At 65.1% G+C, this 13726-nt stretch carries 13 protein-coding genes; 5 read left to right on the top strand and 8 right to left on the bottom strand.

Annotation, left to right across the window (positions count from 1 at the left end; all coding sequences use genetic code 11):
* Positions 1–27: 27 nt before the first annotated feature.
* Together FYB76_RS04910 and FYB76_RS04905 are read left to right on the top strand one after the other, a co-directional pair.
* Positions 28–1260, top strand: coding sequence for an amidase (locus tag FYB76_RS04910; RefSeq protein WP_229296876.1), 1233 nt, complete (start codon positions 28–30; stop codon positions 1258–1260).
* A 31-nt stretch (positions 1261–1291) separates the two neighbouring features.
* Entirely contained in the window at positions 1292–2128 is an 837-nt protein-coding gene (locus FYB76_RS04905; protein WP_154132869.1) for a GntR family transcriptional regulator, read from the top strand.
* Between the two features lie 105 nt (positions 2129–2233).
* Here FYB76_RS04905 and FYB76_RS04900 read toward each other — a convergent pair whose 3' ends face one another.
* The 4 genes from FYB76_RS04900 to FYB76_RS04885 form a co-directional block, all read right to left on the bottom strand.
* Positions 2234–3244: an LLM class flavin-dependent oxidoreductase gene (locus FYB76_RS04900; protein ID WP_154132868.1), complete on the bottom strand. Its 1011-nt coding sequence runs from the start codon at positions 3242–3244 to the stop codon at positions 2234–2236.
* A gap of 95 nt (positions 3245–3339) precedes the next feature.
* Positions 3340–4368, bottom strand: coding sequence for an NADP-dependent oxidoreductase (locus FYB76_RS04895; RefSeq protein ID WP_154132867.1), 1029 nt, complete (start codon positions 4366–4368; stop codon positions 3340–3342).
* A 69-nt stretch (positions 4369–4437) separates the two neighbouring features.
* Entirely contained in the window at positions 4438–5037 is a 600-nt protein-coding gene (locus FYB76_RS04890) for a TetR/AcrR family transcriptional regulator (RefSeq protein WP_088755749.1), read from the bottom strand.
* Positions 5038–5094: 57 nt separating this feature from the next.
* The gene (locus FYB76_RS04885; RefSeq protein ID WP_154132866.1) at positions 5095–6342 is read right to left on the bottom strand and encodes an MFS transporter; all 1248 of its coding nucleotides are present in this window, start codon (positions 6340–6342) and stop codon (positions 5095–5097) included.
* A gap of 101 nt (positions 6343–6443) precedes the next feature.
* On the opposite strand from FYB76_RS04885, the gene FYB76_RS04880 reads away from it, so the two are divergent.
* A complete protein-coding gene (locus tag FYB76_RS04880; protein WP_154132865.1) occupies positions 6444–7400 on the top strand; it encodes a GlxA family transcriptional regulator in 957 nt (318 codons plus the stop codon).
* Here FYB76_RS04880 and FYB76_RS04875 read toward each other — a convergent pair.
* On the bottom strand, positions 7395–8564 hold the full coding sequence (locus FYB76_RS04875) for a metallophosphoesterase (RefSeq protein ID WP_154132864.1): 1170 nt from the start codon (positions 8562–8564) through the stop codon (positions 7395–7397). The two genes, FYB76_RS04880 and FYB76_RS04875, sit on opposite strands and share 6 nt — an antisense overlap.
* A 328-nt stretch (positions 8565–8892) precedes the next feature.
* Between FYB76_RS04875 and FYB76_RS04870 the strand changes: the two genes are divergently transcribed.
* Positions 8893–9435, top strand: a complete 543-nt coding sequence (locus FYB76_RS04870) for a hypothetical protein (RefSeq protein ID WP_145604539.1) — start codon at positions 8893–8895, stop codon at positions 9433–9435.
* Between the two features lie 117 nt (positions 9436–9552).
* Here FYB76_RS04870 and ppk2 read toward each other — a convergent pair whose 3' ends face one another.
* A complete protein-coding gene (ppk2, locus tag FYB76_RS04865) occupies positions 9553–10464 on the bottom strand; it encodes a polyphosphate kinase 2 (protein WP_088755750.1) in 912 nt (303 codons plus the stop codon).
* A gap of 245 nt (positions 10465–10709) precedes the next feature.
* Between ppk2 and FYB76_RS04860 the strand changes: the two genes are divergently transcribed.
* On the top strand, positions 10710–11657 hold the full coding sequence (locus tag FYB76_RS04860; RefSeq protein WP_154132863.1) for a LysR substrate-binding domain-containing protein: 948 nt from the start codon (positions 10710–10712) through the stop codon (positions 11655–11657).
* A gap of 80 nt (positions 11658–11737) precedes the next feature.
* On the opposite strand, the gene FYB76_RS04855 is transcribed toward FYB76_RS04860, so the two are convergent.
* A complete protein-coding gene (locus FYB76_RS04855; protein WP_154132862.1) occupies positions 11738–12832 on the bottom strand; it encodes a sn-glycerol-3-phosphate import ATP-binding protein UgpC in 1095 nt (364 codons plus the stop codon).
* A 34-nt stretch (positions 12833–12866) separates the two neighbouring features.
* Positions 12867–13718, bottom strand: coding sequence for a sn-glycerol-3-phosphate ABC transporter permease UgpE (gene ugpE, locus FYB76_RS04850; RefSeq protein ID WP_088755675.1), 852 nt, complete (start codon positions 13716–13718; stop codon positions 12867–12869).
* Between the last annotated feature and the right edge of the window lie 8 nt (positions 13719–13726).

The raw sequence follows: 13726 nt of genomic DNA, 5'->3' as shown, positions 1-13726 counted from the left end.
GCCGGCATGACGCACCAGGAGAATGAATTGAGCACTGCCCAGGCCACGGCCAACCGCACCACCGCCTTCGAGATCAATGACCACGTGGGCGCCTTCGTGCCGCATGGCCGCTTCACCCTGCCGGGCGCTGCCAGCGGCCCGCTGGCCGGGTTGCGCTTCGCGGCCAAGGACTTGTTCGACGTGGCCGGCCACCCCACCGGCGCCGGCAACCCGGACTGGCTGCGCAGCCATCCCGTGCCCACGCGCAGCAATGCGCTGGTGGACCAATTGCTGCAGGCCGGTGCCACCCTGGCCGGCAAGACCGTGACCGATGAACTGGCCTACAGCATCCACGGCGACAACCATCACTACGGCACGCCGGTCAACAGCGCCGCACCGGACCGCGTGCCGGGCGGTTCCTCCAGTGGTTCGGCTGCTGCGGTGGCGGCGCGCCTGTGCGACTTCGCGCTGGGCACCGATACCGGCGGCTCGACCCGCGTGCCGGCCAGCTATTGCGGCGTGTGGGGCTTGCGCACCAGCTTCGGCCTGCTCTCCACGGCCAGCATGGCACCGCTGTGTCCCAGCTTCGATACGGCGACCTGGCTGGCCCATGACGCCGACACCTTCGAGCGCGTCGGCCAGGTCCTGTTGCCCAAGACCGGCACGCTGCCCTTGCGCCAGGTGCTGCTGCCCTTCGACATGCTGGAACTGGCCGATGCCGACTTCCATCCGGCGCTCCACCGGGTCTACGATGCGCTGCGCAGCGAACTGCCCGGCCAGCACATGCGCCTGTCGGGCGAGGAAGGCGAACTGGAGAAATGGCGCCAGGCCTATATCCAGGCGTCCGCCTTCGATGCCTGGCAATGCCATGGCGCGTGGATCGCGGCAACACGTCCGCTGTTCGGTCCGGCAGTGCAGGCGCGCTGGGACATGGCACGCGACATCAGCGCCGAGACTGCCCGCGCCGCGCGCGAGAAGCAGGACCTGGTCCGGCATCGCGTGCGTTCGCTGCTGGGGGCCGACGGGGTCGCGGTGATTCCTTCGGCCTCCAGCGTGGCGCCCCTGCGCGATGCCAGCGCGGCCGAGATCGACCAGGTGCGTGCGCGCACCTTCCGCCTGACCTGCGTGGCCGGACTGGCGGGCTTGCCGCAGGTGAGCATGCCCTTCACCACTCCCGCCGGACTGCCGATCGGCGTATCATTGCTCGGCCCGGCCGGCAGCGACCTGGCCCTGATCGGGCTGGCAACGCGCCTGTGGCGCAGCCTGCAGGCAGCGCAGTGAGGCCGGGCACGATCCACCCTATGACTAGACGATGAGCGACCTCTCTCCCCGCAAGACGGCCAAGCCGTCTTCCCGCACTGGCAAGTCCCAGGAGCACGCCACCAAACCAGCACCGGCCCGCCAGAGCCGCGCCGGGCGTCCGCGCGTGCGGCACGATGACCTGGCCGATACCGCGCCCCTGGTCCTGGAAGGCGAAGCGGGCGAAGACATCATCGTGCGCATCTACCAGACCGTCTTCGACAGCGTGATGAGCCAGCGCCTCACCCCCGGCACCAAGCTGCCGGAGGCGGCGCTGTGCGAACTGTTCGGCGTGGGCCGCACGGTGGTACAGAAGGCGCTGCAGAAACTGGCGCACGAGCACATCGTCGAGTTGCGGCCCAATCGTGGCGCCGTGGTGGCCATGCCCACGCCGGAAGAGACGCGCGAGATCTTCGAGGCACGGCGCGCACTGGAAGGCGCCATCATGCGCCTGGCCGTGCGCAACGCTACCCGCGCCGACCTCGCCAAGCTGCGCCGCCAGTTGAAGGAAGAGCACCAGGTCATGCACAGCTATGCGCAGACCCACTGGGCGCGCCTGGCCTCGTCCTTCCACATGCGGGTGGCCGAGCTGTCGCGCAATGCCACGCTGCAGCGCTACCTGGGCGAACTGGTGTCACGCTGCTCGCTGATCGTGGCCCTGCATGAGCCGGCCGGGTATGCCGCCTGCGAGCATGATGAACACACGCATATCGTCGACCTGATCGAACGCGGTGACAGCGAGGGTGCAGTCGCTGCCATGGAAGCGCATCTGGTCTCGCTGGAGGAACACATCCATCTGGTGAGCGAAAAGAGCGGCAACAGCCTGGCGCGGATGCTGGGGATGGAATAAGGTCATCACCCGCATCACCCGCATCATCCACATCACCTCGCAGGGATGAAAAAATGGCGGCAGGGACCGAAGTCCCTGCCGCCATTTTTACGTGGCCAGCATCGGTCAGATCGTGACCGGCTCCTTCAATGCCTCGCGTGCCTGCGCTGCAATCTCGAAGGAATGCAGGCGGGCCGCGTGATCGTAGATCTGCGCGGTGATGATGAGCTCATCGGGCGCATGTTCATCGATGAAGGCTTGCAGGCCTTCTTCCACGGTCTCGCGGTCACCGACCACGGCACAGGACAGCGAGCGCTCTACGTGGGCCTGTTCTCCGGGCTGCCACAGTGCATCGATGTCATCCACCGGCGGGCGCAACTGCCCGGGCGTGCCACGGATGAGATTGAGGAACTGCTGCTGCAGCGAGGTGAAGAGGCGCTCGGCTTCGCGCTGGGTATCGGCGGCGAAGACGTTCAGGGCCAGCATCACGTAAGGTTTCTTCAAGGTCGCCGACGGCTTGAAGCGCTCGCGGTAGATCTGCACGGCCGACTTCATGAAGCCCGGTGCAAAGTGCGAAGCGAAGGCGAACGGCAAACCGAGTTCGGCCGCCAGCTGCGCGCTGAACATGCTGGAACCCAGCAGCCAGATCGGCACTTTCAGGCCGCTGCCCGGAACGGCGCGCAGGTTCTGGTAGTCCGAAGGCTCATCAAAATATTCCTGCAGTTCGATGACGTCCTGCGGGAAGTTCTCTGCCGTATCCCCACCCATATGGCGGCGCAGGGCGCGCGCGGTGCGCTGGTCGGAACCGGGCGCGCGGCCCAGGCCCAGGTCGATGCGGCCGGGATAGAGCGACTCCAGCGTGCCGAACTGCTCGGCGATGACCAGCGGCGAGTGGTTGGGCAGCATGATGCCGCCGGAGCCGACGCGGATGGTCTTGGTATTGGCCGCCACGTGCGAGATCACCAGGGCCGTGGCAGCGCTGGCGATGCCGGGCATGTTGTGGTGCTCGGCCAGCCAGTAGCGCTTGTAGCCCAGGGCCTCGGCGCGCTGCGCCAGCTCCTTGCTGTTGTGGAAGGCGTGGGCGGCAGTGCTGCCCTGGTTGATGGGGGACAGGTCGAGGACGGAAAACGGGATCATGCAGGAATCCTTGTCGAGTCGGCACGGCCCTTGGAGGCCGTGCCGGTGGCCGGGTAGCTTCCCCGGAAAAGGCTTGCTGTGTTCGGTGCGCGGACTTAGTCCAGCTTCACTACCAGCTTGCCGAAGTTCTTGCCTTGCAGCAGGCCCATGAAGGCCTCGGGGGCTTTCTCCAGGCCATGCACCACGTCTTCGCGGTAGCGCAGCTTGCCTTCCTTGAGCCAGGTGCCGACTTCCTTCTGGAAGGCGGCATACAGGTCGGGGCGGTTGACGTAGTAGTCGAAGATGATGAAGCCCTGCACGCGGATGCGCTGCGTCAGCAGGCGGCGCAGGATGGCGCTGCTCTCGGTGGCCAGGCTGCCGCCGTTGTAATGGGCGATCAGGCCGCACACCGGCACGCGGGCGTGGATGTTGAGCAGCGGGATGACGGCATCGAGCACGGCACCGCCGACGTTTTCGAAATAGACGTCGATGCCGCGCGGGCAGGCCGCTTTCAATTGCTCGGCGAAGTCAGGTGCACGGTGGTCGATACAGGCATCGAAGCCCAGTTCCTTGACCGCCGATTCACACTTCTGCGCGCCACCGGCGATACCGACCACGTGGCAGCCCCGCTGCTTGGCGATCTGGCCGACCAGCGAACCGACCGCGCCGGTGGCGGCGGCCACGACCACCGTTTCGCCTGCGCGCGGCTGGCCGATGTCGATCAGGCCGGCATAGGCGGTGTAGCCGGGCATGCCCAGCACGCCCAGCGCATGCGAGGGATGGGCGAAGTCGGCGGGCAGCTTGTTGGCGCCGCTGCCGTCGGAGATGGCGTATTCCTGCCAGCCGGTGTAGGCCATGACCAGGTCGCCTTCCTTGAAATCGGGATGGCGCGAGCTGACCACGCGCGAGACCACGCCGCCGGTCATGACACCGTCGATTTCCACCGGCGGTGCGTAGGAAGGGGCATCGCTCATGCGGCCGCGCATGTAGGGGTCCAGCGAGAGCCACTCACCGCGCAGCAGCATCTGGCCTTCCTGTAGTTCCGGGATGGCCACTTCTTCCAGGCGGAAATTCTCGGCGGTGGGGGCGGCAGCGGGACGCGAGGCGAGGACGATGCGGCGATTGGTCTTGGGCAATGGGGTCATGGAAATCCTTTCCGTATTCGGTTCATCGGGAGGCGCAGGGCGCCATCGAAACTATCAGATCAGTCGTGATTACTGCGGTGCCACCAGCACGTGGCGCGTGACCAGCATGGCCGCTTCCATCGGCGCACGGTCGCGGCCCAGCTTGGACAGCAGGCTGGCGCCCAGCCACTGCTGGTACAGCATGGTGGCCGTGGCCAGCGGTTGCAGCACGGTGTGCAGCGAGCCTTCGGCGATGCCCTCCTCGATGCAGGCGGCAATGCGTTCGATGAAGCGCTGCGTGCCGCCGTGCAATACCTGGCGCATGTCGTCGGAGAGGTCGGCCACTTCGGCCGAGAGCTTGACCACCAGGCAGCGCTGCTCGGCTTCCTCGCAGCACTGGCTTTCCAGCCAGTAACCCCAGTAGGTCAGCAGGCGCTCGCGGGCACTGTCGCCCTGGCGATGGTCGGACAGGACGTGATCCAATCGTTCCAGGTAGCCGGCCACATAATGCTCGATCAGTTCGCGGCCATATTGTTCCTTCGATCCGAAGTAGTGATAGAAGGAACCCTTGGGAATCTGCGCAGCCGCCAGGATCTCGGCCAGGCCGACGCCGGTGTAGCCCTTCTGCGCGATGAGCGCATGGCCGGCTTGCAGGATGTGGCGCTTGTTGTGGTCGTAGTGTTCTCGCATGCGGCCCATTCTAACGGAAAATTAGACCGGTCGTCTAAGACCGGTCCTTTTCCCGGATCAGCTTGATGCCGGTGACTTGCGCGCGGGTGGAAACAACGGCCACACCAGCAAGGCCGCCGCTGCCGTACCGATCCACACGGCGGGCCAGCCGTGCCAGTGCAGCAGCAGCGGGACGACCTGGGCAGTGAGGAAGAAGACACCGAAGACGCAGCTGTTGCCCAATCCCAGCGCCGTGCCGACCTGGGCCGGACCGGCAGCCACGGCCAGTTCGGTATAGGCCACGCCATGCCATGCGGAGACCACCACGCCGGCCACGACCAGGAACCCGCCCAGCCAGGGCAGTGATACGGAGAGTGCGTCGAGTGAAGACACGCCCAGCAGCAGGAACAGCAGTGCACTGCCCAATGCGCAAGCGCGCAGATAGGGACGACGCTGGCCGCGCCGGTCGGTCCAGCGGCCACTGGCGATGCGCGCCACCGCCGCACCCACTTGCACCAGCGTGAGCAGCACACTGATGAGGAGCAGACCGGCCTGCCCCGCTTCATGCAGGAAGATGCCGCCGAAGCTGATCAGCGCCACCTGCGGCGCGCACAGCAAGCCGGTGCCCAGTGCCAGTCTCCAGACCAGCGGACTGCGCAGGGCCGGCATCGCAACCGGGGATGCCGCGTGCGCGTGCGTTGCCTTGTGCGGCTCGCGCAGCCAGAGCAACACCAGCGCGACGCTGGCCAGGCAAAGTGCCATCAGCAAGCCATACACCGCACCGAACCCGGCGCGCGCTGCCAACGTGGGCAAGAGCAAGGCGCCGATGCCGCCGCCCAGCGGCACCGCCGTCTGGCGGATGCTCATGGCCAGACCACGCTCGCCCTCGGCGAACCAGGCCATGATGGCGCGTCCGCTGGCGCCGTTGACGCTGCCGCCCAGCAATCCGGCCAGCGTCAGGCCGACGCATAACCATACAAAGGGCGATACGCCCTGCCCCGGCCGCGCCATCGCCATCAACAGGCACAGCGCAGCGCTGGTCCCCAGCAGTCCGGCCAGCAGCACCTTGCGGTCGCCCAGGCGATCAGTCAGTACACCCCAGGGCAGTTCGCCCAGGGCCACGCCCAGGCTCAGCAAGCCCAGTGCCAGGCCCAATTGCGCATTGCTCAGGTGATAGTCGCTGCGCAGTACCAGCGAAGTCACCGGGATGCCGGAGAACACGGCCGAGAAGCTGGCATTGGCGGCAACGCCTGCGGCCAGGACCTTCCAGCGATGGGCTGGGGGAGTGCCGGCGATGCTGGCGGGAGAAGCGGATAGCGTGGACAAGGCGGTCTCCGGTAGGAATCAGGCCTTTCAGTGTGGCGTGCAGCCTCATGGCTTGAATGTCATAATTCCGGCATTGCCAGCCATTTGACGTTTTCTGCACCATGCCCGCGCGCGACATCGCCTTCCTCATTTTTGCCGATTGCAGCATGCTCGACTTCACCGGTCCGCTGTCGGCCTTCGATGCCGCCAACCGCGTGAGCGAACGCGCGCTCTACCGGATCACGCTGCACTCCGAGCCGGGCGGCCTGATCCGCAGTTCGGCCGGGGCGATGATCCAGACTGAGCGCATCGGCCGCGCCACCTTCGATACCGTGGTGGTCGCCGGTGGCGGTGCTCCGCGCGAGGGGCTGGTGTCCGAGGCGCTGCGCCGCTACGTGCTGCGCGCAGCCAGCCGTTCGCGCCGCATCGCGGGCGTGTGCACCGGGGCCTTCGTGCTGGCGGCGGCGGGCCTGCTCGATGGCAAGCGCGCCACCACGCATTGGCGCATGGCGGCCAAGCTGCAGCAGATGCATCCGCAGGTAAAGGTGGACAGCGACCGCATCTATTGCTGCGATGGCAAGGTGTGGACCTCGGCCGGGATTTCCGCCGGGATCGACCTGGCGCTGGCCCTGATCGAGGAAGATCACGGCGCGGAACTGGCCAAATCGGTGGCGCGCGAACTGGTGGTGTATCACCGCCGTCCCGGCGGGCAATCGCAATTCTCGGCCCTGCAGGAGATGGATGGGGGCTCGGAGCGCATCCGCCGCGCACTCAGTTTTGCGCGCACGCATCTGCATCAGGAAGTCACCGTCGACACCTTGGCCGACGTGGCCTGCCTCAGTCGCCGCCAGTTCGATCGCAGCTTTGTGGCCGAGACCGGCCAGACCCCGGCGCGCGCCATCGAACAAATGCGCGCGGAAGCGGCGCGGCTGCGCATCGAACAATCCCAGGACAGCCTGGAGAGCATCGCCCGTGCCACCGGCTTTGGCGATGCCGAGCGCATGCGCCGCGCCTGCCTGCGGCTGTTCGGCCAACCGCCGCAAGCCATGCGCCGGCTGGCCCGGCTGGACGAATCATGACTGCGTTGAGCCCGTGGTCAGGCGCACGCGCGTGATTTCGGAAGGCGCCAGCAGCCGCTTGGGCGGTCCCCAGTAGCCGGTGCCGCGGCTGACGTAGATCCACAGTCCCTGCAGGCGCTTGAGGCCGGCGACATAGGGCTGTTGCAGCGGCACGAAGAAATTCCACGGGAAGAACTGCCCCCCATGCGTATGCCCCGACAGTTGCAGGTCGAAACCGGCCTCGACGGCGGCCGTGGCGCTGCGCGGCTGGTGGGCCAGCAGCACGCGCGGATGGCCGCCGGGCGCATCGGCAATGGCGGCGTGCGGATCGCTGCGATGGCCTTCGTCGAAATGATGCGCGGTGTAGTCCGTCACCCCCGCCAGCACCAGCCCTGCCCCTTCATGGCGCAGGACCACATGTTCATTCATCAGCACGGTCACGCCCAGGCGGCGGACTTCATCGATCCATTCGTGAGCATTGGAGTAGTACTCGTGATTGCCGGTGACGAAGTAGGCACCGTGCCGCGCCCGCAGTTGGGCCAGCGGTGCGGTGTGCGGGGCCAGCTGGCGCACGCTGCCGTCGACCAGGTCGCCGGTGATGGCCACCACGTCGGGCTGCAGGGCGTTGACCTTGTCGACGATGGCCTGCAGATAGGGCGCCTTGATGGTGGGGCCGACGTGGATGTCGCTGATCTGGACAATGGTGAATCCCTCCAGCGCCGCGGGCAGGTTGGCGATGGGTACGCTGACCTCCACCACCGCAGCGGTGCGGCGGGCATTGAGATAGCCGATGACGGTGGCCGCTGCGGTCAAGGCCAGCACCAGCCAGGCGCTCAGTTCCACCATCTCGTGCTGCTGGATGGCCGGCAGGTGCAGCCAGGGCAGCGCAACCAGCGCCAGCGCGCGCAACAGCGTCAGCAGCAGCGCCGAGGAAAATGCTCCCATGGCCAGCATGCCGGCCCAGGCCACGCGGTCAGCAGCGGTTTCCGACAGGCCGCGCCGCTTGAGGTAGGGCACGGCCAACGCTACCGGCATCAGCAGGAAGGACAGCAGCAACACCGCTGCACCCAGCGTGATCCAGCCCGCGTGGGTGGTCAGTGCCGGCAGCAATTGCCAGCCTATCCAGGCATGCAGGGCGGCCAGCAGGCCGAGGACGGTCAACAGCGAGAAGAGACTACGGCGCATGGAAAACCTTTGAAAGAGGACGCATCGCCCGGGACTGCGGAGGCCGGCCGAGGCTTGCCGGAAAGCAAACATATGAAGGCTTGAGACATGCTTTTCAAGCAATTTCTGCGAAAAACCTCGTAAATCCTGCCCAAAATGGCTCATCGGCAGGGAGCAGAAACAGCCAGATGAAGAAAAAGTCCGCCACAGGCATGCAAGAAGACGCGCGGAGGAGGATAATATTGCTTCTATCCCCCCGTTTTTAATTCGCGCGACCTTGGCGGCGACAGCCGCATCGATGGCAAGAGCATCGACACCAGGCCGCGCCTGCATCATTGGAAGAGTTATTTTGAGTTCAAGCAAAACCAAACGCTGGCATGGCAATGTCGAGGCGATCAAGGCCGAATTCCTCAACGGCGTGATTACCCAGATGACCTCCTACGGCGACCGCGTCCATTTCAGCATGTTCGGTTCGGTGCAAAAGCCGCACTATGAAGTCATCAACAGCTTCGACAAGAAGATGGCCTTCGATGGCAACCACCACCTGCACCGTGCCGAGGAAACCGAGTTCGGTCCCGGCAACGTGACCCCCATCTTCACCCTCGACCAGATCAAGCGCATCGTCGCCACCGGCGGCAGCGGCACCCGCAGCACGCCCCGTTCGGCACGTGCCTCCTCGGCGCGCAGCGCCGCCGGCACCGCCCGCCCGACCACCGCCGCAGCGCGCGCACGTGAAGCGGTCGATGGCGAGAAGTACGCCTACTTCAAGGCCAATCGCCACATGCTGCCCGATGAAATCAACCAGCATTCCGATGAGATCAGCAAGCTGATGCTCAATGGCATGTCGGCTGAACAGGCTTTCGGCGAAGTCATTTCCAAGTACTTCGACTGAAGACTGACAGCCCATCCGGCGGGCAGGCGGCATATGCCGTCCTGCCCTCCAGAAAAAAATGCAAATGGCCGGAGCCCAGTCTCCGGCCATTTTCGTTGAGGCGCCCCGCCGGGCCAATCAGTAGTATTCCGGCACGATCATCGAATCGGGCACCGGATGGCGTTCGTAGTCCTCATGGCGCTCGCGCTCGGGCAACAGGACCGGCGGATGCGGCACTTCGGCATACGGCATCTGCTGCAGCAGGTGATGGATGCAGTTGAGGCGGGCCTTCTTCTTGTCCACTGCCTGCACCACCCACCACGGCGCTTCCGGAATATGGGTGCGCTCCAGCATCACTTCCTTGGCCTTGGTGTATTCCTCCCAGCGGCGGCGCGATTCCAGGTCCATGGGGCTGAGCTTCCACTGCTTGAGCGGATCATGGATGCGCGAGAGGAAGCGCAGATGCTGCTCTTCATCGGTGATCGAGAACCAGTACTTGATGACCTGGATGCCGGCACGGGTGAGCATGCGTTCGAACTCGGGCACCGAGCGGAAGAATTCCTCGTATTGCTCATCGGTACAGAAACCCATCACGCGCTCCACGCCCGCGCGGTTGTACCAGCTGCGGTCAAACAGCACGATCTCGCCGGCCGCCGGCAGGTGCGACACGTAGCGCTGGAAATACCATTGCGTGCGTTCGCGATCGTTGGGTGCCGGCAGCGCCGCCACGCGGGCCACGCGCGGGTTCAGGCGCTGGGTGATGCGCTTGATGACGCCGCCCTTGCCGGCCGCGTCGCGCCCCTCGAAGACGATCACCACCTTGTGGCCGGTCTGCACCACCCAGTCCTGCAGCTTGACCAGTTCGCCCTGCAGGCGGAACAGTTCGCGGAAATACAGGCGGCGGTATTCCTTTTCCTCGCTGCCGTGGGCGCTGGCAAATTCGCCGGTGACCGGATCGACGGTGCGGTCTTCCAGCTCCAGTTCCATTTCTTCGTCGTAGCTGTCGGCCAGTTCGCGGTGGACGCGCTTGACCAGTTCTTCCTTATCCATCATGTCCTCGTATCCAAGATAAAGTGGCGAACGCTGCACTCCCCTTCGCCCGAAAAGTGCGTGACAACATACCTGCCCATTGTGACCAAGACATGACAGGCCGATAACAACGCCGCTCAAGGCCGCCCGGCCAGGGCGCATGCGCCTCCATCCTGCGCCAACGGGCGGGAAAGCGCCATGATGCCGCACAGAACCAGCCGGTCGAAAATACGCTATAGTCCCGAAAACGATTCCGGCATAACAGCATGACACTTACAGAACTCAAATACATCGTGGCCGTCGCGCGGGAAAAGCATTTCGGCCATGCAGCAGAAGCTTGTTTCGTCGCCCAGCCCACGCTGTCGGTGGCCATCAAGAAACTGGAAGATGAGCTGGGCGTGGTCATCTTCGAACGCGGCGGCACCGAGGTCTCGGTCACTCCGCTGGGCGCGCAGATCGTGGCCCAGGCCGAACGCGTGCTGGAGCAGACCGCCGCCATCAAGGAAATCGCCAACCAGAACAAGGATCCGCTCTCGGGCCCCTTGCGCCTGGGCATCATCTACACGATCGGCCCCTACCTGCTGCCGTCGCTGGTCAAGACCATGATAGAGCGCGTGCCGCAGATGCCGCTGATCCTGCAGGAGAATTTCACCACGCGCCTGATCGAACTGCTGCGCCAAGGAGAGCTCGATGCGGCCATCATGGCCCTGCCCTTCCCCGAGCACGGACTGAACGTGATGCCGCTCTACGATGAGGAATTCATGGTGGCGCTGCCGCGCCAGCACAAGTGGGCCGAGCGCAAGGAAATCGATGCGCGCGAACTCAAGAGCGAAACCATGCTGCTGCTGGGCAATGGCCACTGCTTCCGCGACCAGGTGCTGGAAGTCTGTCCCGAGATGTCGCGCTTCTCCACCAATGGTGATGGCATCGCCCGCACGTTCGAAGGCTCATCGCTGGAGACCATCCGCCACATGGTGTCCTCCGGCATTGGCGTGACCGTGCTGCCGCGCGCCTCCATTCCCGATGCCGATACGCGCGATGGCATGGTGCGCTATGTACCCTTCGTGGCTCCGGCCCCCTCGCGCCGCGTGGTCATTGCCTGGCGCAAGAGCTTTACGCGGCAGGCCGCCATCGATGCCGTGCATCAGGCGGTGCTGGCGTGCAAGCTCAATGGGGTGGAGATGCTCACCGAAGAGTCGGCCAACGCGGCTTGATCCCTGCGTAAGCTTGCAAAGAAAACGGGCCTCGCAATTGCGAGGCCCGTGTCATTTCTGCCAGTACGACGTGTTCGCACTCAGGTGATGCGATGCGTACTCTTCACATCAAACCAATGCACATCCCCCGCCCCGAAGGATGCGCCGATGCGCTGACCGGTACTGACCGGCACATTGGCCGGGCAACGCAGTACCAGCGACTGTTCGCCGCAGCGCGCATGCACCAGCAATTCGGCACCCAGCGCTTCGACCAGCTCCACGTCCAGTGACAGCTGCGCAGCCGAGCCGTCGAGGATGGGCAGCAGGTGTTCCGGCCGCACGCCCAGGATGCGCTCCTGGCCGGCCCCAGCGGGCAACGGCTGCGGCAGTCGCACGGTGGCGGTGGCCTCGCCCTTGCCGGCCTCGAAGCTGGCACCGTCAGCCGACAGCCTGCCCTGCAGCAAATTCATCGGCGGCGAACCGATGAAGCTGGCCACGAACGTGGTGGCCGGGCGGGCATAGACTTCAGCCGGGGTACCGATCTGTTCGGCCACACCGCGATTCATCACGATCATGCGCTGGCCCAGGGTCATGGCCTCGACCTGGTCGTGCGTCACATACAGGCTGGTGGTACGCAGGCTGGCATGCAGCTTCTGGATTTCCAGCCGCATCTGCACACGCAGCTTGGCATCCAGGTTGGAGAGCGGTTCGTCGAAGAGGAACACGGCCGGTTTGCGCACGATGGCGCGGCCCATGGCCACACGCTGGCGCTGGCCGCCGGACAGCTGGCGCGGGGTGCGTTCCAGCAGCGCGCCCAGTTCCAGGATGGCGGCGGCACGCTGTACGCGCTCGTCGATCTCGGTCTTGGAAAGACCCTGGATCTTCAGGCCATACGCCATGTTCTGGTACACCGTCATGTGCGGATAGAGCGCATAGTTCTGGAACACCATGGCGATGTCGCGCTCCTTGGGTTCCAGGTCATTGACCACGCGATCACCGATGACGACCTGTCCGCCGCTGACCTCCTCCAGCCCTGCGACCATGCGCAGCAGCGTGGACTTGCCGCAGCCCGAGGGGCCCACCATGACGATGAATTCGCCATCGGCGATATCGGCATCGATGCCATGGATCACGTCGACCGCCTTGGCACCGGCACCATAGGTCTTGCGGACTTGCTTGAGATGGATTGCTGCCATGTTTGTCAGTCTCTAACTGTCAGAATGATATAAATTATTTCTCGGAATCGACCAGGCCCTTGACGAACCATTTCTGCATCACCACCACCACCAGCCCGGGCGGCAGCATGGCCAGGATCATGGTGGCCATCACCAGGTTCCACTCCACCGCCGAATCGCCGCCGGAGATGAGCGTCTTGATGCCGATGCCGATGGGATACATGCTGGTGTCGGTGGCGATGATGAGCGGCCACAGGTACTGGTTCCAGCCATAGATGAACATGATCACGAACAGCGCAATGACATTGGTGCGCGACAGCGGCCACAGCACATCCTTGAGGAAGCGCAGTGGCCCGGCCCCGTCGATGCGCGCGGCTTCGGCCAGTTCATCGGGCACCGTCAGGAAGAACTGGCGGAACAGGAAGGTGGCGGTCGCCGAGGCAATCAGCGGGACGCTCAAGCCCGCATAGCTGTTGAGCATGCCCAGGTCTGACACGACCTGGTAGGTCGGCGTGATACGCACTTCCACCGGCAGCATCAGCGTGACGAAGATCATCCAGAAGAACAGCCCCCGCCCCGGGAAGCGGAAATACACGATGGCGAAGGCCGACAGCATGGAAATGGAGATCTTGCCGATGGCGATGATGAGCGCCGTGACCAGGCTCACCCACAGCATGTTGAGCACGGGCGGTGCAGTCACCTGCCCGGCCGCCCCCTTGAAGAGCACGGCGCTGTAGTTGTTGATGAATTCCCCGCCCGGCACCAGCGACAGCGGCGACAGGGCCGACTGCTCGGCGGTCTGCGTGCTGGCCACGAAGGCCACATACAGCGGGAAGAAGACGATCAGCACCCCCAGCACCAGCACCACGTGGCTGAGGAAATCGAGGACGGGACGGCGTTCGATCATGCGGCCAC

The sequence above is a fragment of the Herbaspirillum sp. CAH-3 genome (assembly GCF_009668275.1).
GTDB classification, from domain to species: Bacteria; Pseudomonadota; Gammaproteobacteria; order Burkholderiales; family Burkholderiaceae_D; genus Herbaspirillum; species Herbaspirillum aquaticum.
This window is presented reverse-complemented; position numbering and strand designations above follow the sequence as displayed.

Bases quoted from the DNA above. Each gene is read 5' to 3' on its own strand.
- FYB76_RS04905 (WP_154132869.1), top strand. From the start codon at position 1,292: ATGAGCGACCTCTCTCCCCGCAAGACGGCCAAGCCGTCTTCCCGCACT.
- FYB76_RS04900 (WP_154132868.1), bottom strand. From the start codon at position 3,244: ATGATCCCGTTTTCCGTCCTCGACCTGTCCCCCATCAACCAGGGCAGC.
- FYB76_RS04895 (WP_154132867.1), bottom strand. From the start codon at position 4,368: ATGACCCCATTGCCCAAGACCAATCGCCGCATCGTCCTCGCCTCGCGT.
- FYB76_RS04890 (WP_088755749.1), bottom strand. From the start codon at position 5,037: ATGCGAGAACACTACGACCACAACAAGCGCCACATCCTGCAAGCCGGC.
- FYB76_RS04880 (WP_154132865.1), top strand. From the start codon at position 6,444: ATGCCCGCGCGCGACATCGCCTTCCTCATTTTTGCCGATTGCAGCATG.
- FYB76_RS04875 (WP_154132864.1), bottom strand. From the start codon at position 8,564: ATGCGCCGTAGTCTCTTCTCGCTGTTGACCGTCCTCGGCCTGCTGGCC.
- ppk2 (WP_088755750.1), bottom strand. From the start codon at position 10,464: ATGGATAAGGAAGAACTGGTCAAGCGCGTCCACCGCGAACTGGCCGAC.
- FYB76_RS04860 (WP_154132863.1), top strand. From the start codon at position 10,710: ATGACACTTACAGAACTCAAATACATCGTGGCCGTCGCGCGGGAAAAG.
- FYB76_RS04855 (WP_154132862.1), bottom strand. From the start codon at position 12,832: ATGGCAGCAATCCATCTCAAGCAAGTCCGCAAGACCTATGGTGCCGGT.
- ugpE (WP_088755675.1), bottom strand. From the start codon at position 13,718: ATGATCGAACGCCGTCCCGTCCTCGATTTCCTCAGCCACGTGGTGCTG.